23 protein-coding genes are annotated in these 24,466 nt (G+C 64.5%); 11 read left to right on the top strand and 12 right to left on the bottom strand.

Going from position 1 to position 24,466, the window contains the following annotated elements:
- Window positions 1-75 precede the first annotated feature (75 nt).
- On the top strand, window positions 76-894 hold the full coding sequence (locus tag QX039_RS30235; protein ID WP_315770624.1) for an exodeoxyribonuclease III: 819 nt from the start codon (window positions 76-78) through the stop codon (window positions 892-894).
- A gap of 33 nt (window positions 895-927) precedes the next feature.
- Here QX039_RS30235 and QX039_RS30230 read toward each other — a convergent pair whose 3' ends face one another.
- Window positions 928-1,371 carry a cyclic nucleotide-binding domain-containing protein gene (locus QX039_RS30230; RefSeq protein WP_315740402.1) on the bottom strand — a complete coding sequence of 148 codons (444 nt, stop codon included), beginning with the start codon at window positions 1,369-1,371 and terminating at the stop codon, window positions 928-930.
- 66 nt (window positions 1,372-1,437) lie between these two features.
- Window positions 1,438-2,124, bottom strand: coding sequence for a response regulator transcription factor (locus tag QX039_RS30225; RefSeq protein WP_315716813.1), 687 nt, complete (start codon window positions 2,122-2,124; stop codon window positions 1,438-1,440).
- A gap of 275 nt (window positions 2,125-2,399) precedes the next feature.
- Here QX039_RS30225 and QX039_RS30220 point away from each other — a divergent pair, with 275 nt between their 5' ends.
- Complete coding sequence (locus tag QX039_RS30220; protein WP_315770623.1) at window positions 2,400-2,921, top strand: L,D-transpeptidase; 522 nt, start codon at window positions 2,400-2,402, stop codon at window positions 2,919-2,921.
- Between the two features lie 20 nt (window positions 2,922-2,941).
- Complete coding sequence (locus tag QX039_RS30215; protein WP_315770621.1) at window positions 2,942-3,727, top strand: fumarylacetoacetate hydrolase family protein; 786 nt, start codon at window positions 2,942-2,944, stop codon at window positions 3,725-3,727.
- Window positions 3,728-3,752: 25 nt separating this feature from the next.
- On the opposite strand, the gene QX039_RS30210 is transcribed toward QX039_RS30215, so the two are convergent.
- Window positions 3,753-4,436, bottom strand: a complete 684-nt coding sequence (locus QX039_RS30210) for a YggS family pyridoxal phosphate-dependent enzyme (RefSeq protein ID WP_315759092.1) — start codon at window positions 4,434-4,436, stop codon at window positions 3,753-3,755.
- Between the two features lie 112 nt (window positions 4,437-4,548).
- Here QX039_RS30210 and QX039_RS30205 point away from each other — a divergent pair, with 112 nt between their 5' ends.
- Entirely contained in the window at window positions 4,549-6,246 is a 1,698-nt protein-coding gene (locus QX039_RS30205; protein WP_315770619.1) for a diguanylate cyclase domain-containing protein, read from the top strand.
- A gap of 23 nt (window positions 6,247-6,269) precedes the next feature.
- On the opposite strand, the gene QX039_RS30200 is transcribed toward QX039_RS30205, so the two are convergent.
- Window positions 6,270-7,256 (bottom strand): GGDEF domain-containing protein, encoded by a 987-nt coding sequence (locus tag QX039_RS30200; protein ID WP_315740505.1) that lies wholly within the window; start codon window positions 7,254-7,256, stop codon window positions 6,270-6,272.
- 324 nt (window positions 7,257-7,580) lie between these two features.
- Between QX039_RS30200 and leuS the strand changes: the two genes are divergently transcribed.
- The 3 genes from leuS to holA are packed head-to-tail and all read left to right on the top strand — an operon-like array spanning window position 7,581 to window position 11,790.
- A complete protein-coding gene (leuS, locus tag QX039_RS30195; RefSeq protein ID WP_315740407.1) occupies window positions 7,581-10,205 on the top strand; it encodes a leucine--tRNA ligase in 2,625 nt (874 codons plus the stop codon).
- A complete protein-coding gene (lptE, locus tag QX039_RS30190) occupies window positions 10,192-10,743 on the top strand; it encodes an LPS assembly lipoprotein LptE (protein WP_315740408.1) in 552 nt (183 codons plus the stop codon). The genes leuS and lptE overlap by 14 nt, the downstream gene beginning before the upstream one ends.
- Window positions 10,744-10,761: 18 nt before the next feature.
- A complete protein-coding gene (gene holA, locus QX039_RS30185) occupies window positions 10,762-11,790 on the top strand; it encodes a DNA polymerase III subunit delta (protein WP_315740409.1) in 1,029 nt (342 codons plus the stop codon).
- Window positions 11,791-12,174: 384 nt separating this feature from the next.
- Here the strand turns inward: holA and QX039_RS30180 are convergent, their stop codons facing one another.
- The 7 genes from QX039_RS30180 to hemJ all read right to left on the bottom strand — a co-directional run bounded on the left by QX039_RS30180 (window position 12,175) and on the right by hemJ (window position 20,348).
- Window positions 12,175-13,071: a ParB/RepB/Spo0J family partition protein gene (locus QX039_RS30180; RefSeq protein ID WP_315740410.1), complete on the bottom strand. Its 897-nt coding sequence runs from the start codon at window positions 13,069-13,071 to the stop codon at window positions 12,175-12,177.
- A 153-nt stretch (window positions 13,072-13,224) separates the two neighbouring features.
- Window positions 13,225-14,076, bottom strand: a complete 852-nt coding sequence (locus QX039_RS30175) for a ParA family protein (protein ID WP_315740411.1) — start codon at window positions 14,074-14,076, stop codon at window positions 13,225-13,227.
- A 34-nt stretch (window positions 14,077-14,110) separates the two neighbouring features.
- Entirely contained in the window at window positions 14,111-14,779 is a 669-nt protein-coding gene (rsmG, locus tag QX039_RS30170) for a 16S rRNA (guanine(527)-N(7))-methyltransferase RsmG (RefSeq protein WP_409998831.1), read from the bottom strand.
- A 10-nt stretch (window positions 14,780-14,789) separates the two neighbouring features.
- Window positions 14,790-16,667: a tRNA uridine-5-carboxymethylaminomethyl(34) synthesis enzyme MnmG gene (gene mnmG / locus QX039_RS30165; RefSeq protein WP_315740412.1), complete on the bottom strand. Its 1,878-nt coding sequence runs from the start codon at window positions 16,665-16,667 to the stop codon at window positions 14,790-14,792.
- Window positions 16,668-16,902: 235 nt separating this feature from the next.
- Window positions 16,903-18,240, bottom strand: coding sequence for a tRNA uridine-5-carboxymethylaminomethyl(34) synthesis GTPase MnmE (gene mnmE, locus QX039_RS30160; RefSeq protein ID WP_315740413.1), 1,338 nt, complete (start codon window positions 18,238-18,240; stop codon window positions 16,903-16,905).
- Window positions 18,241-18,419: 179 nt separating this feature from the next.
- The gene (rho, locus tag QX039_RS30155; RefSeq protein ID WP_315740414.1) at window positions 18,420-19,685 is read right to left on the bottom strand and encodes a transcription termination factor Rho; all 1,266 of its coding nucleotides are present in this window, start codon (window positions 19,683-19,685) and stop codon (window positions 18,420-18,422) included.
- A gap of 240 nt (window positions 19,686-19,925) precedes the next feature.
- Window positions 19,926-20,348: a protoporphyrinogen oxidase HemJ gene (gene hemJ, locus QX039_RS30150; RefSeq protein ID WP_315740415.1), complete on the bottom strand. Its 423-nt coding sequence runs from the start codon at window positions 20,346-20,348 to the stop codon at window positions 19,926-19,928.
- A gap of 414 nt (window positions 20,349-20,762) precedes the next feature.
- On the opposite strand from hemJ, the gene QX039_RS30145 reads away from it, so the two are divergent.
- Genes QX039_RS30145 through dnaQ form a run of 4 tightly spaced genes read left to right on the top strand, consistent with a single transcriptional unit; the run spans window position 20,763 to window position 23,601 of the window.
- Entirely contained in the window at window positions 20,763-21,602 is an 840-nt protein-coding gene (locus QX039_RS30145) for a pyruvate, water dikinase regulatory protein (RefSeq protein ID WP_315740416.1), read from the top strand.
- 11 nt (window positions 21,603-21,613) lie between these two features.
- Window positions 21,614-22,222, top strand: coding sequence for a Maf family protein (locus QX039_RS30140; protein ID WP_315740417.1), 609 nt, complete (start codon window positions 21,614-21,616; stop codon window positions 22,220-22,222).
- A 38-nt stretch (window positions 22,223-22,260) separates the two neighbouring features.
- Entirely contained in the window at window positions 22,261-22,860 is a 600-nt protein-coding gene (gene coaE / locus QX039_RS30135) for a dephospho-CoA kinase (RefSeq protein WP_315740418.1), read from the top strand.
- A 42-nt stretch (window positions 22,861-22,902) separates the two neighbouring features.
- A complete protein-coding gene (dnaQ, locus tag QX039_RS30130) occupies window positions 22,903-23,601 on the top strand; it encodes a DNA polymerase III subunit epsilon (protein ID WP_315740419.1) in 699 nt (232 codons plus the stop codon).
- A 58-nt stretch (window positions 23,602-23,659) separates the two neighbouring features.
- Here dnaQ and secB read toward each other — a convergent pair whose 3' ends face one another.
- Complete coding sequence (gene secB / locus QX039_RS30125; protein WP_315740420.1) at window positions 23,660-24,148, bottom strand: protein-export chaperone SecB; 489 nt, start codon at window positions 24,146-24,148, stop codon at window positions 23,660-23,662.
- Between the last annotated feature and the right edge of the window lie 318 nt (window positions 24,149-24,466).

The raw sequence follows: 24,466 nt of genomic DNA, 5'->3' as shown, positions 1-24,466 counted from the left end.
CGCGGTCATTCCGATGCGTCAGAAGCGGAGCGGAATCGCCGACATCAACGCATTTCATGATATGACGCGGGTCTCATGCGTCTCGTCCTGACCACCTGGAACATCAATTCGGTGCGCCTGCGCATCGACCTCGTCGCCAAGCTCATCAAGCAGGTCAGGCCCGATGTGCTGTGCCTGCAGGAGACCAAGTGCATCGACGACGCCTTCCCGCTGAAGCGTTTCAAGCGGCTCGGCTATGAGCACGTCGCGCTGAACGGGCAGAAGGGCTATCACGGCGTCGCCGTGATCTCGAAATGGCCGTTCGAGGAGACCAACGTCCGCACCTTCTGCGACAAGGTGGATTCGCGCCACATCACGGTGGCGTTCGGCGAGAAGGCGCAGCTCGCGCAGCCGCTGGTGCTGCACAATTTCTACGTGCCCGCAGGCGGCGACATTCCCGACCCCGCGCTCAACCCGAAATTCGAGCACAAGCTGCAATTCCTCGACGAGATGAAGGCGTGCGAGCCGCTGCATCCGCGCGGCGACGACCGGCACATCCTGGTCGGCGATCTCAACGTCGCGCCGCATGAACACGATGTCTGGTCGCACAAACAGCTCCTGAGGGTGGTGTCGCACACGCCGGTCGAATGCGAGAAGCTGTTGGCGGCGCAGGCCCATGGCGAATGGGTCGACGTCGCCCGCGAGCGCATCCCGATGTCGGAGAAGGTCTACACCTGGTGGAGCTACCGTGCCGCCGACTGGACCGTCGGTGATCGCGGCCGAAGGCTCGACCACATCTGGGTGTCACGCGCACTGAAGGACCGGGTCAGCGACTTCAGGATCCTGCGCGACGCCCGCAGCTGGGAGCGGCCGTCGGATCATGTGCCGGTCACGGTGACGCTGGACGTGTCGTAGCGAAAGCGAAGCTGACCCGCCCGGACAAGAAGATCACGACGTCAGCTTGGTCCCGGCCGCCATGATGTCATTGGCGATTCGGCTGGCGCGGTGGGCGAACTCGTCGCGCAGCCGGCGCGCAGCCATGGCGTCGCTCTCGAGCACACGCTGAAACAGGCTGCGCGAAATCCGCACCACGGTCGAATATTCCAGGGCCGTCGCGGTCGCCGGGCGCCGCATCTCGACCAGCAGCGCCAGCTCGCCGATCAGCATGGTCGGCGTGGCGACGATCTCGGCACCGACCTCGTCGCTGATGCGCAATGACCCGCGCTGGACGACATAGCCGCAATCGGCGGTGTCACCTTCGCGGAACAGGGTCTCGCCGCTCTGGATGTTACGCTGCTCGGAGCCGATGGCGATCATGCGAAGCGAGTCGCTTCCCAGCAGGCGCAATGTTGGGACGCGCTCCAGCAGCGCAATATCGTCTTCGATCGACATCAAGGGCCCGGGGAAGGCGGAATGGAACCAATATCATAAATGGCGAAACCGCCATCCCCGAACCTATCACGGTACCAACTTGTAGCCACCGGCCTCCGTCACCAGAATCTCTGGATTCGCGGCATCTTTCTCGATCTTCTGCCGCAGACGGTAAATGTGCGTTTCCAGCGTGTGGGTGGTGACGCCAGAATTGTAGCCCCAGACCTCCTGGAGCAGGGTCTCGCGGGACACCGGCTGCTGGCCGGCGCGATACAGGAAGCGCAGGATCGCCGTTTCCTTCTCCGTCAGACGGACCTTGCGGGCGTTGGCGCCCGTCAGCATCTTCGAGCCCGGCCGGAAGCTGTAGGGGCCGACCGAGAACACCGCGTCCTCGCTGGCCTCGTGCTGGCGAAGCTGGGCGCGGATGCGGGCCAGCAGCACGGCGAAGCGGAAGGGCTTGGCGACATAGTCGTTGGCGCCGGATTCGAGCCCGAGAATCGTATCGGAATCGGTATCGTGCCCGGTCAGCATGATGATCGGCGCCTTGAAGCCGCCCTTGCGCAGGGACCGCACCACTTCGCGGCCATCGGTGTCGGGCAGGCCAACGTCCATCAGAACCAGGTCGGGTGAATTGGCCTTTGCGGCGGTGGCGCCTTTGGCGCCGGTATCGACGGCCTGGGCTTCGAACTCGTCATGCAGCGAGAGCTGCTCCATCAGGGCATCGCGCAGATCGGTGTCGTCATCCACGATCAGGATCTTGCGGGCATTGGCCATTGTACAATCCTCTAGGTGGCGCCGGCGGGATCGGATGGGTGGCGCCGTCAAACGGTGGGCAAACAGGCTCATCAGCCCTGTTCCGTCTTGAAGTAGGGGGCTGTTACCGATTCACAAGCGCCCGGGACTCTACTCCAGAATTGAGCAGGGATTGAGATGATTGTCCTGTTCGACCCTCGCGGCGGACCATTTGCCGACATTAAGGCAATTACCGGGCAATCCATGGCAATGAAAAGGCACGTTGTTTCATGTCGTTATCGAAGGTAAAGCTTGGCATGCCAGCATCGCGGATCTCGATTCGCACCAAAGCCGGGTCGCGGCAGCGCGGCTGGCTCCAGGTCTGGGGCCAGGTCATCCCGGTGGCGCTCGGCCGCGGCGGCATCCTGGCCAACAAGCGCGAAGGCGATGGTGGTACGCCACGAGGCGTGTTCCGGCCGCGGCGGCTGTGGTGGCGGGCCGACCGTCACCCCCGCCCACACACGGTCCTGCCGGTTCGGCCGATCGGTCCGGAGGATGCCTGGTGCGAGGACCCGGCCGACCGGCATTACAACCAGGCGATCCGGCTGCGCGGCGACCGGCCCGGAGACCGGCTGGCGCGCCAGGACCATCTGTACGATTTCATCATCGAGATCGACCACAACACGCGGCCGCGGATCGCGGGCCGCGGCAGTGCCGTGTTCCTGCATCTGGCGCGACCGAACTTCCGCCCGACCGCAGGCTGCGTGGCCATGACCCGCCCGGCGATGCTGCGTCTGTTGCAAAGGATCGGCCCGCGCACCAGGATCGTCATCCAATAACAAGAGAAGGGGAGGACGGCATGCGCGCACCGGATGAGCCAGCCAGCGCCGCGGGCCTTCTGCGTCAGCATTGGAACGAAGGCCGGAAGCTCGCAGCGCTGCCGCCGGAGCTGCGTCCAAGGGACCGCGCCGAGGGCTATGCCATCCAGGCCGAGCTCGAGCGCCACTCGCCCAAGCCACTATTCGGCTGGAAAATTGCGGCGACCAGCGAGGCCGGCCAGCGCCATATCAATGTCGCCGGTCCGATGGCCGGGCGGATCCTGGCCGAGACGGTGTTGCCGGCGGGTGGCACCGCAGCGATGGCCGGTAACGCGATGCGGGTCGCGGAGCCGGAGTTCGCGTTCCGCCTGGGAGCGGACCTGCTGCCGCGGCCGACACCCTATGATGTCGCAGAGGTGCTGGCCGCGGTCGACACGCTGCATCCCGCGATCGAGATCCCGGATTCGCGGTTCGCCGACTTCGTCAGCGCCGGCGAGGCGCAACTGATCGCCGACAATGCCTGCGCGCATCTGTTCGTGCTGGGCGAGGCCACCACCGCCGACTGGCGCAGCCGCGACCTGATCGCGGAGCGGCCGCGCATCGCGCTGCGTGGCGAGACCTTCATCGGCCACGGCCGCAACGTGCTTGGTGATCCGCTGATAGCGCTGGCCTGGCTGGTCAACGAGCTCAGCGCGCTTGGCGTGCCCGCGCGGGCAGGGCAGGTGGTCACGACCGGCACCTGTCATGCGCCGCTGCCGATCGGCAGCGGGGACCACATGGAGGCCGATTTCGGCGATCTGGGGCAGGTATCGGTGCGGTTCGAGTAGGGGCCGGCCGTGATTGCGCCCCCCTTCAGCGATGCCCGAAGATCGCCGAGCCAACACGGACATGCGTGGCGCCGAACTGGATGGCGGTGGCGAAGTCGGCGCTCATGCCCATCGACAGATGCGCAAGGCCATTGCGGGCGGCGATCTTGGCGGTCAGCGCGAAATGCGGACCGGGCGCATCCTCTACCGGCGGAATGCACATCAGCCCTGAAATCGCGAGCCCGTAGTCCTTGCGGCAGGCGGCGATGAAGGCGTCGGCGTCGCCGGGTGCGATTCCCGCCTTCTGCGGTTCCTCGCCGGTATTGATCTGGACGAATAGCTGCGGATGCCGGCCCTGGGCGGAAATCTCCTTGGCGAGCGCCGCGCACAGGCTTGGCCGGTCCACCGAATGGATGGCCTCGAACAGCGCCACCGCCTCCTTGGCCTTGTTGGATTGTAGCGGCCCGATCAGGTGCAGTGCGAGTCCCGGATGCGCGGCCATCAGTGGCGGCCACTTGGCTTTGGCTTCCTGAACGCGATTTTCACCGAACACGCGCTGTCCGGCCGCGATCACCGGCTCGATTGCCTCGGCATCGAAGGTCTTCGACACGGCGATCAGCGTGACCGAGGCGCGATCGCGCTCGGCATCGCGGCAGGCGCGCAGAATCTCCTGCTCGACGGCGGCGAGCGCAGACGGCGAGGACGGGGATGAGGCGTTCAATTCAGGCACGATGGCGTCCGTCGGTCGTTAGATTTGCGGGTTTGGCTGCAATTTTACAGAGTTCGAGAAAGGGTTCTTGAGCCCTTCTCCTTACCCTGCACGGTCGGGGTAGGGGAAAGAAATGCCAAGCATCCGCTTCAATCGCAATAGAGTGAAGCTGAACCGGCTGATGGGGATCCGCGCCCGACTGGCGCTGCTCGCCCTGATCCTGGTGGCGCCGCTGATGCTGGAACGCGCGCGCTCCCTGGAAAGCGCCAGGACAAGGCAGATCGCGCTCGCATCGGAGGAATTCTTCGGCCTCGCCCGGCAAAGCGCCGACATGCAGCGCGAGGTCATCATGTCGGTCGAGACGGTGCTGAAGTCGACCGCCTATGTCCGGGCGTCGAGCACCGGCGTGAGCCGCAGTTGCGACATGATGCGCGCCAGCCTGCCGGCGACCCTGCCCTGGATCCGCACCCTGATGATCGCCGGCCGCGACGGCCGCATCCAGTGCTCGACCAACAACCAATATGTCGGGCTCGATTTCAGCGACCGGCCGTATTTCCGTGGCGCCCAGGAATCACGCGATTTCGTGTTCAGCGACTACCTGCTGTCGAAACCGTCGCACGTGCCGATCGTCATGGCCGCCTATCCGGTCGGCGCCATCACCGGCGAGCCGGACGCGGTGATGCTGGCGAGCGTGAACCTGGAATGGATGTCCAAGATCATGAACAATCTTGGCGGCCGCCCCGGCATCACGGCGGTGCTGGTCGACAGCGAAGGAACCGTGCTGGCAGCGCCCGTCGACCGCACCGAGCTGATCGGCCGGCCGCTCGACAGCGTGCCGTTGTTGTCGGCCGTTGCCGAGACCGCGCTGAGTTCGGGGAAGCCGACCGAGACGATGGGCTTCACGGCGGCGGATGGATCCAAGCGCGCGATCACCTTCACCCGGATCGCCGACACCGGATCGCGGCTGATCGTCAGCATCGATGAGACCCGCGTCACCGCCGCCATCGACCGCGAGATCCGCAACGCCTATCTGCAGGCCGGCCTCGTGTGCCTGATCGTGCTGCTCGGCGCGCTGATCGCCGCCGAGAAGCTGATCGTGAAGCCCGTCAGCATGCTCGCCGCGACCGCCAAGCGCTTCGGCCATGGCCACTGGTCGGCGCGCGTCACCACCAAGCATCTGCCGTCGGAGTTCGTGCCGCTGGCAAAGTCCTTCAATGCGATGGCCGCCAAGCTTGGCCAGCGCGAGCGCGAGCTGGTCGCCGCGAATGACCGGCTGACGGTGATGGCGTCGATCGACATGCTCTCAGGCCTCGCCAACCGCCGCGGCTTCCAGAACCGCATCGACGTCGAATGGAGCCGCGCGCAGCAGGCCGGCACCGAGCTGTCGCTGCTGATGATCGATGTCGACCACTTCAAGCTCTACAACGACACCTATGGTCACCCCGAGGGTGACGCCTGCCTGTCACGTCTCGGCGAGACGCTGTCGCAGATCGCCGGCGCGATGACGGCTTTCGCCGGCCGCTATGGCGGTGAGGAGTTCTGCCTGTTGTTGCCGGGCATGGGTGCCAGAGAGGCGCTCGCGATCGGCGAGCAGGTGCGCGCCGCGGTGCTGGAGCTCGAGCTGCCGCATGCGACCTCGGCGCATCAATGCGTCACCGTGAGCGTCGGCGTCGCCTCGACGCGGCCGAACGAATCGCTGATGCCCTCCGACCTGATCGAAGCCGCCGACGCCGCGCTCTATGCGGCCAAGCATCGCGGCCGCAACACGGTGGTTGCACATGGCTTCGCGGATTTCGCTGACGACAGGAGCGGCGTGGTGTGCGCCGGATAGGGCGCTGCGGCCGCGGCCCGCAATCAGCCGACCGCGAGCTTGCGGTCGAGCTCGAGCTCGGTGACGACGCGGTTGCGACCGAGCTTCTTGGCGAGATACAGCGCGCGGTCGCAACGGTCGATGAGATCAGCCATCGATTCGCCGAACTGGAACTGGCCGACGCCGATCGACACCGTGATCTGCGGCAACACCTCGCCGGTCGAGCGACGCGTGAACTGACAGTCGGCGATGGTGCGTCGGATCCGCTCCGCGATGACAGTGCAACCTTCGAGGTCGGTCTGCGGCAGCACCGCGATCAGTTCCTCGCCGCCATAGCGCGCCGGAAGATCGTTGTCGCGGACGCGCTCGCGCAAGGCTTTGGCGACAAGGCGAAGCACCTGATCGCCGACGCCATGGCCGTAATTGTCGTTGAACTTCTTGAAGTGGTCGACGTCGATCAGGAGAATGCTGAGCGGCTCGTCGCGCTCCATCGCCTCGATCTGCGCGTGGCGGAAGAACTCTTCGAGCGCGCGGCGGTTCGGCAATCCGGTCAGCGTGTCGGTGCGCGCGCGCTGCTCGGACTTGTTGAGCGAGTCCCTGATGGTGTCGAGCTCGCGTGACTTTTCGGCAAAGCTCACTTCGAGTTTCGCAGCACGCGCGGTCGCCTGGGCGAGCTCGCTGACCAGGTTCTCGATCAGGATCTTCGGATCGACGCCCTGCTCGCTGCGTTCGGCAACGCCATCGATCGCCGCCATGTGCGTGCGGTTGTCGGCGATCGCGGCGGTCAGATAACTTTTGGCGGAGTCCATCACGCCATGCAACTGCTGCGAGACTTTGTGGACGACGGCCGCTTCCGTACCCTGCTGGCCGATGTACGTGTCGAACAGCGCCTGGTTGGTGGTCTTGTCGAACTTGCGCTTGTTGCTGACCAGGATGTCGACGGCGCGCTTGAGGTCCGACGCCGAGCCCAGGGAGTACTTGAACCACAGATGGAAGTTGTTAGGCGTCGGTGGCACGCGCTGTTGAGCCATGGATTTCATGGCCTTTTCCGCGACCGTCGTCGCGTACTCGAAGTCAAGCTCGTCGAACGTAGCGCCGGACACGATGTGGAGTGACCCCAGATGCGGGCGGATGCCTGGATGTATGCACTCAGTCTCCCATTCAAGTCTTAACCGTGCCTCAATCGGACCTTCGACACTGCCGGCAGAGCCCGCAAAAAAACTCACGATTACCGTCGCTTAGCAGATGCCCAAAATGGTATCATCATCTGTCGCCCCATTGACCGGGCTGCCGCTTTTGTGGCCTAGTCCGCCGTCTTCAAACGACGCGAATCCTCGAAAATTATAAGCGATTCCATGACATCCGAACGCTACAACGCCCGTGAAGCCGAGCCGCGCTGGCAGCGCCAGTGGGACGAGAAGGCGATCTTCGCCACGAAGAACGACGATCCGCGTCCGAAATACTACGTGCTCGAGATGTTTCCCTATCCGTCGGGACGCATCCATATCGGCCACGTCCGTAATTATACGCTCGGTGACGTGCTGGCCCGCTTTATGCGCGCCAAGGGTTTCAACGTCCTGCACCCGATGGGCTGGGATGCGTTCGGCCTGCCGGCGGAGAACGCCGCGATCGAGCGCAAGGTGGCGCCGAAGGCGTGGACCTACGACAACATCGCCGCGATGAAGAAGCAGCTGCGCTCGATCGGGCTGTCGCTCGACTGGGCGCGCGAGTTCGCCACCTGCGATCCGTCCTACTACAAGCACCAGCAGAAGATGTTCCTCGACTTCATGCAGGCGGGGCTGGTCGAGCGCGAGAAGCGCAAGGTGAACTGGGATCCGGTCGACATGACCGTGCTCGCCAACGAGCAGGTCATCGACGGTCGCGGCTGGCGCTCCGGTGCGGTGGTCGAACAGCGTGAGATGAACCAGTGGGTGTTCAAGATCACGAAGTACTCGCAGGAGCTGCTGGACGCGCTCGATGGTCTCGACCGCTGGCCCGACAAGGTGCGGCTGATGCAGCGCAACTGGATCGGCCGCTCGGAAGGCCTGCTGATCCGTTTTGCGCTGGATCCGGCGACGACGCCTGCGGGCGAGACCGAATTGAAGATCTTCACGACCCGGCCGGACACGCTGTTCGGCGCCAAGTTCATGGCGATCTCGGCCGACCACCCGCTGGCCCAGGCCGCGGCGGCGAAGAACCCGGAGCTCGCCGCGTTCATCGCCGAGATCAAGCGGATCGGCACCGCGCAGGAGGCGATCGACACCGCGGAGAAGCAGGGCTTCGACACCGGCATCCGCGCCGTGCACCCGTTCGATCCGAGCTGGACCTTGCCGGTCTATGTCGCCAATTTCGTGCTGATGGAGTACGGCACCGGCGCCATCTTCGGCTGCCCGGCGCATGACCAGCGCGACCTCGACTTCGTCAACAAATACGGCCTCGGCAATGTCCCGGTGGTCTGCCCCGAGGGCCAGGACCCAGCGAGCTTCGTCATCACCGACACCGCGTTCGACGGCGACGGCCGCCTGATCAATTCGCGCTTCCTCGACGGCATGACGATCGCGCAGGCCAAGGACGAGGTCGCCAGGCGGCTCGAGAGCGAGCCGCGCGGCGGCGCGCCGGTCGGCGAGCGCCAGGTCAATTTCCGCCTGCGCGACTGGGGCATCTCGCGCCAGCGCTATTGGGGCTGCCCGATCCCGGTGATCCACTGCCCCAAATGCGATGTCGTGCCGGTGCCGGCGCAGGACCTGCCGGTCGTGCTGCCTGATGACGTCACCTTCGACAAGCCCGGCAACGCGCTCGACCACCATCCGAGCTGGAGGCACGTCACCTGCCCGACATGCGGGGCCAAGGCGACCCGCGAAACCGACACGATGGACACCTTCGTGGATTCGTCGTGGTACTTCGCGCGCTTCACCGATCCGTGGAACGAGACCTCGCCGACGACACCTGCGGTCGCCAACCGGATGATGCCGGTGGATCAGTATATCGGCGGCGTCGAGCACGCGATCCTGCATTTGCTCTACAGCCGGTTCTTCACCCGCGCGATGAAGGCCACCGGCCACGTCGCCATGGACGAGCCGTTCGCCGGCATGTTCACGCAGGGCATGGTGGTCCACGAGACCTACCAGAAGGCCGATGGCACCTACGTCAATCCCGCCGAGGTCAAGATCGAGGTCGGCGGCAACGGCCGCCGCGCGGTGCTGGCCGCCACCGGCGAGGACATCACGATCGGCCCGATCGAGAAGATGTCGAAGTCGAAGAAGAACACCGTCGACCCCGACGACATCATCGAGAGCTACGGCGCCGACGTCGCGCGCTGGTTCATGCTGTCGGACTCGCCGCCGGATCGCGACGTGATCTGGAGCGACGAACGGGTGCAGGGCGCGGCGCGCTTCGTCCAGCGGCTGTGGCGGCTGGTCAACGAATCGGTCGCAGCAAGCCAGGAGGCCCCCTCCTCCCGTCCCTCCGACTTCGGCGCAGACGCGCTGGCGCTGCGCAAGGCCGCGCATGGCGCTCTCGACAAGGTGACCGGCGGCATCGAGCGGCTGCATTTCAACGTCTGCCTGGCGCACATCCGCGAATTCGCCAACGCGCTGGCCGAGGTGCTGGGCCGGCCGGCGACGCCGGCGCCGGACCTGGCCTGGGCGATTCGCGAGGCCGCTGGCATCCTGGTGCAGCTGATCTCGCCGATGATGCCGCATCTGGCCGAGGAATGCTGGCAGGTGCTGGGCCAGACTGGCCTGATCTCGGAGGCCTCCTGGCCGCAAATCGAACGCGATTTGCTGGTTGAGGACAGCATGACCCTGGTCGTCCAGGTCAACGGCAAGAAGCGCGGAGAAGTCACAGTCGCCAGCAACGCGCAGAATCCGGAAATTGAGTCTGCCGTTTTGGCCCTCGATGCAGTAAAACTAGCGCTGGACGGCAAGGCCGTTCGCAAGGTGATCATTGTTCCCAAGAGGATCGTGAATGTCGTCGGCTAGGTTTCGGATCGCTGCACGCCTGGTTGCCGTGGCCGCCTTGGCTGGGCTGACGGCCGGCTGCTTCCAGCCGATGTACGCGGAGCATGCCGACGGCACGCCCGCCCTGCGCGACAAGCTGATGGGCATCGAGCTGCCGCCGGTCGACAAGCCGAACGCCTCCCCCGAGGCGCGCATTGGCGTCGGTATCCGCAACGCGCTCGCATTCAAGCTCTACGGCACCGCGACCGGCACGGCCCCGACCCACAAGCTGGTGCTGCGGTTGCAGACCAGCCGGTCCTCGCTGATCGTCTCGCAGACGACCGGCCTGCCGACCACCGAGAATGTCGGCGTCGACGTGCAGTACAATCTGGTCGAGCTGGCGACCAACAAGTCGGTCATGACCGGTACGACCTTCGCGCGTACCTCCTACGACATCCCCGGCTCATACCAGCGCTTCGCCCGCCAGCGCGCCTTCCGTGATGCCGAGGATCGCGCCTCCGAGGAAGTCGCCGAGAAGATCAAGACGCGGCTCGCAGCCTATTTCACCGCCGGCACCTGACGCTCGGCTGACATCGCCGTGGTCGCGCTGCGCGGACGAGACATCGATGCCTTCCTGGCTAAACCGGACGCCGCCCGGCCGCTGATCCTGTTGTACGGCCCGGATACGGGCCTGGTCCGCGAGCGCGCCGAGGCCCTTATCGCGTCGGCCGTCGACAACCCCGATGATCCCTTCTCCGTGGTCAGGCTCGACGGTGACGAGCTCTCCGCGGAACCGTCGCGCCTCGTCGACGAAGCCATGACGGTGCCGCTGTTCGGCGGCCGGCGGGCCATCCGGGTGCGCGCCGGCTCGCGCAATTTCGCCAGCGGCGTCGAGACGCTCAGCGAGATGAATGTCCGGGACTGCCGCATCGTCATCGAGGCCGGCGACATCCGCCCCGATTCGCCACTGCGCAAGATTTGCGAGAAGGCCAAAACGGCGGTCGCGATCGGCTGCTACCCGGACACCGAGCGCGATCTCGCCAAGCTGATCGACGACGAATTGCGCATCGCCGCCCTGCGCATCGCGCCCGACGCTCGCGCCTCGCTGATGGCCCTGCTGGGCGGCGACCGCCAGGCCTCGCGCAACGAGCTGCGCAAGCTGACATTGTTCGCCCATGGCGAGGGCGAGGTGACGCTCGACCATGTGATGGCGGTGGTCGCCGACGCCTCGGAGATGAAGCTCGACCCGATCGTCGACGGCGCCTTCGGCGGCAAGCCCGAAATGGTCGAGACCGAGTTCGGCAAGGCGATGATCGCCGGCACCTATCCCGGTGTCATCATCTCCGCTGCGCAGCGACATGCAGCATGGCTGCACAAATCGGCCCTTGCCGTCGCATCCGGCACGCCCGTGTCGGCCATTCTCGAAGGCGGTTTTCCGCGGCTGCATTTCTCACGAAAGCCGAGCGCCGAGACGGCGCTGCGCAATTTCTCTCCGGCGCGGCTGCTGCCGATCATCGACCAGCTCGCCACCGCCGCCCTCGACATGCGCAAGCAGCCGGGCCTCGCCGCAGCCATCGCGCAGCGAACGCTGCTGTCGATCGCGGTGAACGCGCGGCGCAAGGGGTGAGTGGGCCCGAGGCCTTGCTCCAATCTCCGACGTCATTCCGGGGCGACGCGCGCCGGCGCGGCGAGCCCGGAATCCATCGGGCCAAGCGATCTGCCGAGAGATGGATTCCGGGTTCGTGCTGCGCACTCCCCGGAATGACGGAGGAGTGTTTCGAGATCGCAGAGTCAACCGTGACCAGGAAGCACCGGTCGTACCCGTCGCCTAATGAGTAACTCGTCGTGCCCGGGCTTGACCCGGGCACCCATCCCCTTGGAGCGAGCACCCTTAAAGATGGATGGCCGGGTCAAGCCCGGCCATGACGATGTGGTGAGGACGTCACAACAAAGCTGACGGGAGTTCGTCGGACGTATCTCGACAACGGGACAGCAATTACGACCTAACAGCCTAACCCTGCTCCAGCCGCCGCATCACCTCGTCGAGCTGCTCGAGGCTGCGGTAGGTGATCTGCACCGTGCCGCCGGGGTCGCGGTGGCTGATCGACACCGAAAGGCCGAGCGCATCGCCGACACGCTTCTCCAGCGCGATGGTGTCGGCGTCCTTCTTCTCCGCCGGCGCACTGCCCCCAGAGCTGCGTGGCTTCTGCGGCTTGCGTTCCGGCACGCCCTCCTCGTGCGCGAGCGCCTCGGTCTGGCGGACGTTCAATCCTTCCGCGATGATCTTCTTCGCCGCCGACATCGGATCCGGCAGGTTGATCAGCGCACGCGCATGACCGGCCGAGATCTGTCCCGTCGCGATGAAGCCCTGCACCTCGGCCGGCAGCTTGGTCAGCCGCATCATGTTGGCGACGTGGCTGCGGCTCTTGCCGACGATCTTGGCGATGTCTTCCTGGTTGCGTTTGAACTCGTTGGCGAGCGCGTGATAGCCCTGCGCCTCCTCCATCGGATTGAGATCCTCGCGCTGCACGTTCTCGATGATCGCCAGCTCCAGCGCATCGCTGTCGCTGACATCGACCGGAACGATCGGCACCTCGTGCAGGCCGGCGGCCTGCGAGGCGCGCCAGCGCCGCTCGCCGGCGATGATCTCGTAGCGGTCGTGCTGGCCCTTCACCGGACGCACCACGATCGGCTGGATCACGCCGTGCTGCTTGATCGAGGCCGAGAGCTCGGCGAGCTCGCCGTCGGAAAACGTCTTGCGCGGATTGCGCGGGTTGGGCTTCAGAAACTCGATGGGCACCTTGCGCTGGTTGCGCGGCCGCTCCGGCGGCGCGCCGGCCTCGCGGCCGACGTCACCGATCAGACTTGCGAGACCCCGGCCCAATCGCGATCGCGACTCGTCGGCCATCGCCTTCTCCTTTGGATTCACGTCACGCTCCGCTTGCGTCTGCTGCCGATCGGTCCCGTCGGCACAATGAACGAGGGAACGGATTCATTTCGGAATCCGCTGCCGTCCTCGAATGAGATCCGGGCGACGAGGTCCCCCGGAGCAGAGGCAAAGTCAGTTCGTGCGCAGGTCACGCTCGCGCTGAATGACTTCGGTCGCGAGCTTGAGATAGGCCTCGCTGCCGACGCACTTCAAGTCGTAGACCAGCACCGGCTTGCCGTAGGACGGCGCTTCCGAGATGCGCACGTTGCGCGGGATCATCGTGTTGTAGACCTTCGATCCCATGAACTGGCGGACGTCGGCGACGACCTGGTTCGACAGGTTGTTGCGCGAGTCGAACATCGTCAGCACGATGCCGTGGATCGAGAGGTTCGGGTTCAGGGTCGAGCGCACCTGCTCCACGGTTTGCAGCAGCTGCGACAGACCTTCGAGCGCGAAGAACTCGCACTGCAGCGGCACCAGGATCGCGTCGGACGCGGCCATTGCATTGACCGTCAGCAGGTTCAGCGACGGCGGACAGTCGACCAGCACGTAGGTGTAGTCGTTCTCTGGCGAGACGTTGTTGTTGAGGCCGGCGATCGCATCGCGCAGACGGAAGGCGCGGTTGGCGGTGGAGCCGAGCTCGAGCTCGAGACCCGACAAGTCCATCGTCGAGGACGCGATGTGCAGCCGCGGCACGGCCGTCGCAACGATGGCGTCGCGCAGCGAGGCCTCGCCGATCAGCACGTCATAGGTCGAGCAGTTACGGCTGCCGCGGTCAATGCCGAGCCCGGTCGAGGCGTTGCCCTGCGGATCGAGGTCGACGATCAGCACCCGCTCGCCGATCGCTGCCAGCGCCGTACCGAGGTTGATCGCGGTCGTGGTCTTGCCGACCCCGCCCTTCTGATTGGCGAGCGCCAGGATGCGCGGATGCCCCTCCGAGTGCGGGGCTCTATCTTCTTGATAAATCTGATCAATTACGGCCATGCGCGATCGCCATTGGTTGTCGTCTTGACGGAATTCAGCTCTGTCGCTCGATGCAATCGATTGCGACGATCCAGCCCTGCCCGCCCGTCCGGCTGGAGTGAAGTTTCGACTCAATTTTCCAATACTTAGTAGATTCGGTCAATTCCGCTTCTACATCTTGACCCTTGAGAAACAGCGCTTTCGCGCCTTTTTTCACCAAGGGCTCCGCAAAGCCGATGAGCTGATGTAGCGGAGCCAGCGCGCGTGCGGTCACGCAATCGACTCGCCCGCTCCACTTCTCCACGATATCCCCGATCTCTGACAAATGCACGATCCCCGGAGCGCCGGTGACGCGAATTGCCTCGCGCAGGAACGCTGCCTTCTTGGCGTTGCGCTCGACCAAGTGAATCTGTGCATCCGGCCGATCGGCCAAAGCGCAGGCAAGTACGACGCCGGGAAAGCCGCCGCCGCTGCCCAGATCAACCCAGATCCTGGCGTCGGGCGCGAGATCGAGAAGCTGCAACGAGTCGGCGATGTGGCGCGTCCAGAGATGGGGCAAGGTCGACGGCGCGACCAGATTGGTTTTCGCCTGCCATTCCAACAGCAGCGCGACATAGCGATCGAGGCGATGCTCCGTTTCACGTGAAACGGGAATCAGCGCGAGCGCTGCCGCCTTGTCCGATTCGATCATCTTGGATGCCACCGCTGGCGATGCCTGTTTCACGTGAAACGCCTCAGCCGGTGGCCTTGCTGCGACGCGCTTCCCGACGGAGATAGGCCGCAAGGATCCCGAGCGCCGCCGGCGTCATGCCATCGATCCGGCCCGCCTGTCCGATCGTCCACGGCTTGGCTGCCGTCAGCTTCGCCCGCGCCTCATTCGAAAGACCCGGGACGAGCGCATAATCGACCCCACCGAGCACCAGGCCCTCATCGCGCCGGAAGGCATCGACGTCCTCGCTCTGGCGGCGGACATAGACATCATACTTGGCATCGATCTCCAGGTGGAAGGCGATGGCTGGATCGATCGCACCGAGCTCCGGCCAGATCGCTCTCACCTCGGAGAAGCCGATCTCCGGATAGGCCATCAGATCGAAGGCCGAGCGGCGCTGGCCATCCTTGTTGAGCGTGAGGCCATGCTTCGCCGCCTCGTTGGGCGTGATCGTCAGCGACATCGCCATCGAACGGGCAGCCTCCAACGCATCCATCTTGGTTCGATGGAAACGCGCGCGATCGCCACCGACGCAGCCGAGCGCGATGCCCTTATCGGTGAGACGCTGATCGGCGTTGTCCGCCCGCAGCGTGAGACGATACTCGGCGCGCGAGGTGAACATGCGGTAGGGCTCGGTGATCCCGCGCGTCACGAGGTCATCAATCATCACGCCGAGATAGCCGTCGGCACGATCGAACACGATCGACTCGCCGCCGCCCGCCGCGAGCGCCGCATTGAGCCCGGCTACCAGACCCTGGGCGGCAGCCTCTTCGTAGCCGGTCGTGCCGTTGATCTGACCCGCCAGGAACAGGCCCCTCATCCGCTTGGTCTGGAGCGTTGGCTCCAGCTCGCGTGGATCGACGTGGTCGTACTCGATCGCATAGCCCGGTCGGATCATCCGGACGCGCTCGAGGCCCGGGATGGTCGGCAGCAGCGCGAGCTGGACCTCCTCGGGCAACGAGGTCGAGATACCGTTCGGGTAGACGGTGGTGTCGTCGAGCCCTTCCGGCTCCAGGAAAATCTGGTGACCGTCGCGATCACCGAAGCGTACGATCTTGTCCTCAACCGACGGACAGTAGCGCGGCCCGGTCGACTTGATCTGGCCGGAGTACATCGGCGAGCGATGGACGTTGGCGCGGATCACCTTATGGGTCGCGGTCGTCGTTCGGGTAATCCCGCACTGGATCTGCGGGGTGGTGATCCTGTCGGTCAGGACGGAGAACGGCTCCGGCGGATCGTCGCCGGGCTGCATCTCGACCGCTGTCCAGTCGATCGTCGATCCATCCAAACGCGGCGGCGTGCCGGTCTTGAGCCGCCCAAGCCGAAATCCGATGGCTTCGAGAGACCGGGACAGCCCCAGCGCCGGCGCTTCGCCGACCCGGCCGGCCGGCCAGGTCCTCTCACCCAGGTGAATCAGACCACGCAGAAACGTGCCGGTCGTGATAACGACGGCGCCACAGATGAAGGTCCTGCCGTCAGTCAGCCGCAACCCCGCCACCCGCCCGCCGGTAGCGATCAGTTCGTCCGCCTCGCCTTCAATGACGGCGAGATTCGCGGTCTCCCGGATCGCCGACTGCATCGCGGCAGCGTAGAGCTTACGGTCGGCTTGGGCGCGTGGACCTCGAACGGCCGGCCCCTTCCGGCGATTCAGAACCCGAAACTGGATACCGCCAGCATCGGCGACGCGACCCATCAGCCCGTCGAGAGCATCAACCTCGCGAACCAGATGTCCCTTCCCCAGCCCACCTATGGCCGGATTGCAGGACATGGCGCCGATGGTCGCGAACTGATGCGTGATCAGGGCGGTTCGGGCACCCATGCGCGCCGCGCCCGCCGCAGCTTCACAGCCAGCGTGGCCGCCACCGATGACGATGACGTCGTAGGATGTCAGATGCTCGCTCATGAGGCTTATCTAGCGCGTGCGGACAACGCTCGGAAGACGTTTCACGTGAAACATTCGCCACCGTCGGGCAGGGAGGGAGATGTTTCACGTGAAACAGCATCGGTGCCATCTCGGACTTGTTTCACGTGAAACGTCCACGAGGGCTCTACCCTGTTTCACGTGAAACGATTGACGATCAGTTAACCAAGCAACATTTCATTAAGCATATCTACGTGCGCCGAGGCTCTTGACGCCGCTACTTTCCGATACAGAACTCGCGGAAGATCACGTCCAGCACATCCTCGACATCGACCCGCCCCAACAGACGCCCAAGCGCCAGTGCGGCGATCCGCAGCTCCTCCGCGGCAAGCTCCTCACCGAGATCAACAGCCGTAACGCTCCGACGAAGCGCCGCCACGGTCTCATTGAGCAGGGCTCGTTGCCGCTCCCGGGTGATCAGGCCATTCTCGGTCGATCCGAAGAAGTCACGGGCAAAGCCTATCAGAGCCTCCAACAGGCCGGCCACCCCTGCTCCGGTTCTGGCCGAGATCGCAAAGACCGGAGCATCGCCCTGCACCATCGCCGTGGCTGTCTCCTGCGGTCTCGGCAGATCGATCTTGTTCCGGACCAGCCAGACAGGCACCCCGCTTCGACACTCTGCCTCCGGCTGACTATCCTCGGACAGCCACAGCACGAGATCGGCCTGCGCAGCCCGATCCCGGGCCCGGCGCACACCCTCCTGCTCCACGGGGTCGTCCGTCTCCCGGATACCCGCGGTATCGATCACCGTGACGGGATAGCCCTGGAGATCGAGCTGGATCTCGATGACGTCGCGCGTGGTGCCGGCATGAGGCGAGACGATCGCCACCTCACGTCGGGCCAGCTGGTTCATCAAGGTCGACTTGCCCGCGTTTGGAGGTCCGGCGATGACGACCGTCAGACCATCGCGTAGCCGCTCGGCCCGGCCCTGCGCCGACAACACGGTCTCGATCTCTGCCAGGAGCTGTTCAATCCGCGATAGCGCCGACGCCATCAGCTCGGCTGGCACGTCACCTTCATCGGCAAAGTCGATCCCGGCCTCGATCAGCGCCGTAGCTTCGATGATCTGCTCACGCCAGCCCCGCGCCTTGTCGCCGAGCAGGCCCTTCAGCTGGCGCAACGCCTGGCGCCGCTGCCGATCCGTGTCGGCATGAATGAGATCGTCGAGGCCTTCGGCTTCGGTCAGATCGATCTTGCCATTCTCGAACGCGCGCCGCGTGAACTCGCCCGGCTCAGCAGGGCGCATCTGCGGCATCGTCGACAGCACCGAGAACATTGTCGCGACGACGGCACGGCTGCCATGGACATGCAGCTCGGCAACATCTTCGCCGGTGGCACTGGCCGGGCCGGGAAACCACAGCACGACGGCATCGTCGATCGGTTCGCCATTGCCATCCCGCAGCAAGGCGCGCGTCGCCATCCTCGGCAGCGGCAGTTTCCCCGCAAGCATCTGAAGGGCGATGCCGGCGTGAGGCCCGGAGAGTCTGACGATCGCAATCGCACTCGGCAGGCGTCCGGAGGACAGCGCGAAGATGGTCTGGTCGTGAGGATGCATGATCCTCAGTTGGGCTCACCGGCAGCGAAAGACAATCGGTTTGCAGCGGCATGCTTTACGCCGACGAACCATAACGGGCGGATAAGCATCGAGGACTTCTCGCCGGGCGCAGCGACAAACAAGTCAAACAAAAAGGGCGCTCCAAAGAGCGCCCTTTCCAAATCGAGACCGTGGGCCGATCAGGTGTTCATGGATTCGAAGAACTCGGCATTGCTCTTGGTGCTGCGAAGCTTGTCGAGCAGGAAGTCGATCGCGTCCATCGTGCCCATCGGATTGAGGATGCGGCGGAGCACGTACATCTTCTTGAGGTTCTGCGGCTCGGTGATGAGCTCTTCCTTGCGGGTGCCGGAGCGGGCGATGTCGATCGCCGGGAAGGTCCGCTTGTCCGCGACCTTGCGGTCGAGGATGAGCTCGGAGTTGCCGGTGCCCTTGAACTCTTCGAAGATGACCTCGTCCATGCGGCTGCCGGTATCGACCAGAGCGGTCGCGATGATGGTCAACGAGCCGCCTTCCTCGATGTTGCGCGCGGCACCGAAGAAGCGCTTCGGCCGCTGCAACGCGTTGGCGTCGACACCGCCGGTCAGCACCTTGCCGGAGGACGGCACGACCGTGTTGTAGGCGCGGCCGAGGCGGGTGATCGAGTCCAGCAGAATGACGACGTCGCGGCCGTGCTCGACCAGGCGCTTGGCCTTCTCGATCACCATCTCCGCGACCTGGACGTGACGCGCCGCCGGCTCGTCGAAGGTCGAGGACACGACCTCGCCCTTCACCGAGCGCTGCATGTCCGTGACTTCTTCCGGACGCTCGTCGATCAGCAGCACGATCAGGTAGCACTCAGGATGATTGGCCGTGATCGAGTGCGCGATGTTCTGCATCAGCACCGTCTTGCCGGTGCGCGGCGGCGCGACGATCAGCGCACGCTGGCCCTTGCCGATTGGCGCGACGATGTCGATCACGCGTGGCGACAGATCCTTGCGGGTCGGATCCTCGAGCTCGAGCCGGAAGCGCTCGTCCGGAAACAGCGGCGTGAGGTTGTCGAAATTGACCTTGTGCTTGGACTTCTCGGGATCCTCGAAGTTCAGCGTGTTGACCTTGAGCAGCGCGAAATAGCGCTCGCCCTCTTTCGGGCTGCGGATGTGTCCCTCGATGGTGTCACCGGTGCGCAGCCCGAAGCGGCGGATCTGCGAGGGCGAGACGTAGATGTCATCGGGACCCGGCAGGTAGTTGGCATCGGGCGAGCGGAGGAAGCCGAAGCCATCGGAGAGCACCTCGACGACGCCCTCGCCGATGATGTCGATTTCCTGGATCGCAAGCTGTTTGAGGATGGCGAACATCAGCTCCTGCTTGCGCATCGTGCTGGCGTTCTCGACCCCGTTTTCCTCCGCGAAGGAGACGAGCTCGGCCGGCGTCTTTGACTTGAGGTCCTGTAGTTTGATTTCCCGCATTGGGGTGGTCCTGTGGAAGCGACTTGGGAGGGATGCGAGGTGGCTGTGGGAAGGCGGACGAAAATGAGGTCCGCAGGTCTGAGCAAGGTTGGCGCCGATGAGGCACCAGACCTGATGCGGCGGCCGGTCAAGCCGGAACGCAACCACATCCGCCTGCGTGGGGTGGGATATCTACAATATAGAAAATCGCGCCGGCGTCTGCAAGGCGTCTGCAGCGCAGCGGTATTCCGAGGGAAACGGTCAGAACGGCTTGACGATCACGAGAATCACGATGCCTATCATTAGTACCGTTGGTACCTCATTGATATAGCGGTAGAATTTCTGGCTGCGGGTGTTCTTGTCGGCGCCGAATTCCCTGACCCAGCGGGTAAACAGTCCGTGGACTCCGGACATGATCAGCACCAGCAGAAATTTGGCATGAAACCAACCGCTGGTATACCAGTGGCCGGCCCAGACCAGATAGAGCCCGGCAAGCCACGTCACGGTCATCGCCGGATTGATGATCGCCTTGAGCAGGCGCCGCTCCATGACCTTGAACGTCTCGGACTGCTTCGAGCCGATCTCGGCGTCGCAATGATAGACGAACAGCCGCGGCAGATACAGCATGCCGGCCATCCACGCGATGACGGCGATGACGTGCAGGGCCTTGATCCACTCATACATCGGAGACTCGTGATCCTCTCGGCTGGTGATCAGCTTGCGTGCCGAGACATATCCGCTCGCTCAGTCCCCTCCAAACCAAATAATTTTAGAATCTTAAGGTTTGAGTCTAGGTAGCGGTGGATTGGACTCATGCAATGTCATCCGCAGTGTGCCCGCAGCTTGTTCACATCCCTCAACATGTGAGCTGCACACGCCGGATCGCCGCAGAGTTCAATGTGATTCAAACGCTTGCCGAAATCCTTCGACAGCTTATCCAGAGACAAACCGACCTCGTCCCGATATCATCGCGCTGCTGCCTGGCGCCGTCCCGGACGGCGACCATGTGCAGAACTATCGGGGTTATACAAAGGGAGCGGTCCGAGGCCGCTTTTTGGTCCCATCCTTCACAGGGATTCACAGATCGTTAAGGATTTGATGCCCACCACCGGCAATTACTTTCACCTGCATCTGGTTTCCGATTCGACGGGCGAAACCTTGATCACGGTCGCGCGAGCGGTCGCCGCGCAGTACACCAACGTGACCCCCGTCGAGCACGTGTACCCGCTGGTTCGCAGCCAGAAGCAGCTCGACCGTGTGCTCGACGAGATCGAGGAAGCCCCCGGCATCGTGCTGTTCACCCTGCTCGAGAAGGACCTGGTCAGCCGGCTCGAAGGCAAGTGCCAGCAGATCAACATCCCGAGCCTGTCGATCATCGGTCCGGTGATGCAGCTGTTTGAGGCCTATCTTGGCGCATCGACCGCCGGCCGCGTCGGTGCGCAGCATGTGCTCAATGCCGAATATTTCGCCCGCATCGATGCGCTGAACTACACGATGCTCCACGATGACGGGCAGATGGTCGACGGCCTCGAAGACGCCGAAGTGGTGCTGGTGGGCGTCAGCCGGACGTCGAAGACTCCGACCTCGATCTATCTCGCCAACCGCGGCGTGCGCACCGCCAACGTGCCGCTGGTCCCGGGCATTCCGATCCCGCATCAGCTCGAGACATTGAAGAAGCCGCTGGTCGTCAGCCTGCATGCGACCCCGGAGCGGCTGATCCAGGTGCGGCAGAATCGCCTGCTCAGCATGGGTGCGGAATCCGGCAATGAGAATTATGTCGACAAGCAGTCGGTGACGGACGAGGTCGCCTATGCACGCAAGCTGAGTGCGAAGTTCAACTGGGTCATGCTCGACGTGACGCGGCGCTCGATCGAGGAGACGGCCGCCGCGATCCTGAAACTCTATACCGACCGGCAGCGGCAGCGGCTTCCGGACTAGTGAGCGGATCAATGTCCATCTGGTGCAGTGACGAGCCTCTCATTCTGGCATCGCAAAGCCGCGCGCGGCGGATGCTGCTCGCGAACGCAGGCCTCGCGTGCGAGGCCCTTCCGGCCGATATCGACGAACGCGCGGTGCAGGCCGAAGCCGGCCTGGTGGCGCCCTACGAGATCGCGTTACACCTTGCCAACGCAAAGGCCGCTGCGGTCTCGGCAAGCAGGCCCAATTCATATGTGGTGGGCGCGGATCAGACGCTCGCATTGGGTGAGCGCATGTTCAACAAGCCAGCCGGCCGCCAGCATGCCATGCAACAACTGTTGGCGCTGGGCGGGCGCACCCATGCGCTGCACTCGGCCATTGCCGTGGTCCGCAACGGTGAGGTGCTGTTCTCGCATGTCGCAATTGCCTGGATGACGATGCGCGCCCTCACCGAAACCGAGATCGCAGCCTATCTCGATGTCGCCGGCGAAGCCGTCACATCCAGCGTCGGCGCCTATCAGCTGGAAGGGCTCGGTGTGCACCTGTTCGACCGGATCGACGGCGATCACTTCACCATACTCGGCCTGCCGCTGTTGCCGCTGCTCGCCTATTTTCGCGAAGCGAAGCTGCTCAGGATCTGATGCCGACCGCAGCCACGCGTAAGGGGGAGTGACCGCGGATGAGAGTGCTGGGTCTGACCGGCTCGATGGGCATGGGCAAGTCGACGACCGCAAAGCTGTTCGCGGAAGCCGGCGTGCCGGTCTACGACGCCGACGCGACCGTTCATAAGGTCTATGAAGGCGAAGCCGCGCCAGCGATCGAAGCCGAATTTCCTGGGACCACGGTGGACGGCAAGGTGGATCGGGCCAGGCTCTCGGCCAAGGTCGTCGGCGATCCCGCCGCGATCCGCCGGCTCGAAGCGATCGTGCATCCGATGCTGCGCTCCTATCATCAGAAGTTTCTCGACGACGCCGAGCAGTCCGGCGTGCCCGTTGCCGTCGTCGATGTCCCCTTGCTGTTCGAGACCGGCGGCGACAAGCGCGTCGATGCCGTGGTGGTGGTGTCGACCGCGCCCGAGATCCAGCGCCAACGCATCCTGGCGCGCGGCACGATGACGGAAGAAGCGCTCGATGCGCTGCTCGCACGGCAGATGCCGGATGCCGAGAAGCGCAAGCGCGCCGATTTCGTCGTGGATACCTCGCACGGGCTCGATCCGGTGCGGGCACGCATCCGCGACATCCTGGCGGAGGTCGTTAGAATGCCGCAGCGCCGGGGCTGATTCGCGAACGCCGGCGGCGCGGAATTCGACGGATCAGATCAGATGCGTGAGATCGTTCTCGATACCGAAACCACCGGCCTCGACGCCCTGCGCGGCGACCGCCTGGTCGAGATCGGCTGTGTCGAGATCATCAACCGTATGCCCACCGGCCAAGTCTACCACCGCTACATCAACCCCGAACGCGACATGCCGGCGGAGGCGTTCGCGGTTCACGGACTGTCGAGCGAGTTCCTGGCGGACAAGCCGCTGTTTCACGAGATCGTGGAGGAGTTCCTGGAATTCATCGGCGATGCCCCGCTGGTGATCCACAACGCCTCGTTCGACATCGGCTTCATCAATGCCGAGCTCGACCGGATCAAGCGCGCGGCCATTCCCAGGGATCGTCTGGTCGATACGCTGCTGCTCGCACGTCGCAAGCATCCTGGCGTGTCGAACCGCCTCGACGACCTCTGCTCACGCTATGCGATCGACAACTCACGCCGCACCAAGCACGGCGCGTTGCTCGACGCCGAACTGCTGGCGGAGGTCTATGTCGATCTCGTCGGGGCGCGGCAGTCGCAGCTGATCCTGACCCAGGACAGCCAGGAGATCCGCATCGGGGGGGCCGGCGATACGCCGCGCCGTCAGCGCGAGCAGCCGCTTCTGCCACGGGTCACGGATGCGGAGCGAGAGGCGCATCGCGCCTTCATCGCCACCCTCGGCGACAAGCCGATCTGGATGGAGTTTCTCGCCGGCACGTGATCCGCCGGATCGGCAGCGGATCACGCCCTGCAAACATCAATCGTAAAGCTGAACCAGATCAGCTCGACAGCACCTGGCCGCCCTGGGCCGCTGCCTGGCGCTCCATGTTCTGGCGGTACAGGCCAACGAAATCGACCGGGTCCAGCATCAGCGGCGGGAAGCCGCCGTCGCGCACCGAGTTGGCGACGATCTCGCGGGCGAACGGGAACAAGAGGCGCGGGCATTCGATGAGCAGCATCGGCGACAGGTTTTCGCGCGGAATGTTGACCAGCCGGAACACGCCGCCATACACCAGCTCGAAGCTGAACATCACCTGGCTGCCGCTCTCGGCCTTGCCCTCGATCGTCAGCGTCACCTCGTATTCCGTGTCATTCAGCGCGTTGGCGCCGACATTGATCTGGATATTGATCTGCGGCGGCTGGCCCTGCGGTGCCAGGGACTGCGGAGCGTTCGGATTCTCGAACGAGAGATCCTTGATGTATTGGGCCAGCACGTTGAGTTGAGGAGGAGCAGCCGCCTCGGGAGTGGCGCCGTTACCGTTGGTCATCGCAGTGTTCTCCAGGCAAAAAGGGCGGGTCGTTGCGGCGCGTGGCTACCATAGGGCCGGCTTGTTCCACAAGGACGAGCCACGGACGCCGCAAAAGGCCGAGACAAAGGATTGATCCGGCCGGCATGCCTCTATTTGTCGCATCGACCCCCGGGCGGAACCAGCGACCGGCCTACCCCGTTCCAATCAGGGGTCGATCGGATTTCCCCTTGAGAAGGAAAAGGGTTAGGATCGCTACGCCACAATGTGCCATTGGCCGGGCCCAATTCGATGACTACATCCGGGTCGACCGAGGGATTCACGGGTCTTTACCTGGAT

Origin of the sequence: Bradyrhizobium sp. SZCCHNR1043 (assembly GCF_032489675.1) — a bacterium.
Classification (GTDB): Bacteria; Pseudomonadota; Alphaproteobacteria; order Rhizobiales; family Xanthobacteraceae; genus Bradyrhizobium.
Note: the sequence above shows the minus strand (reverse complement) of the source record. Positions and strands in the feature narration are given on the sequence as shown.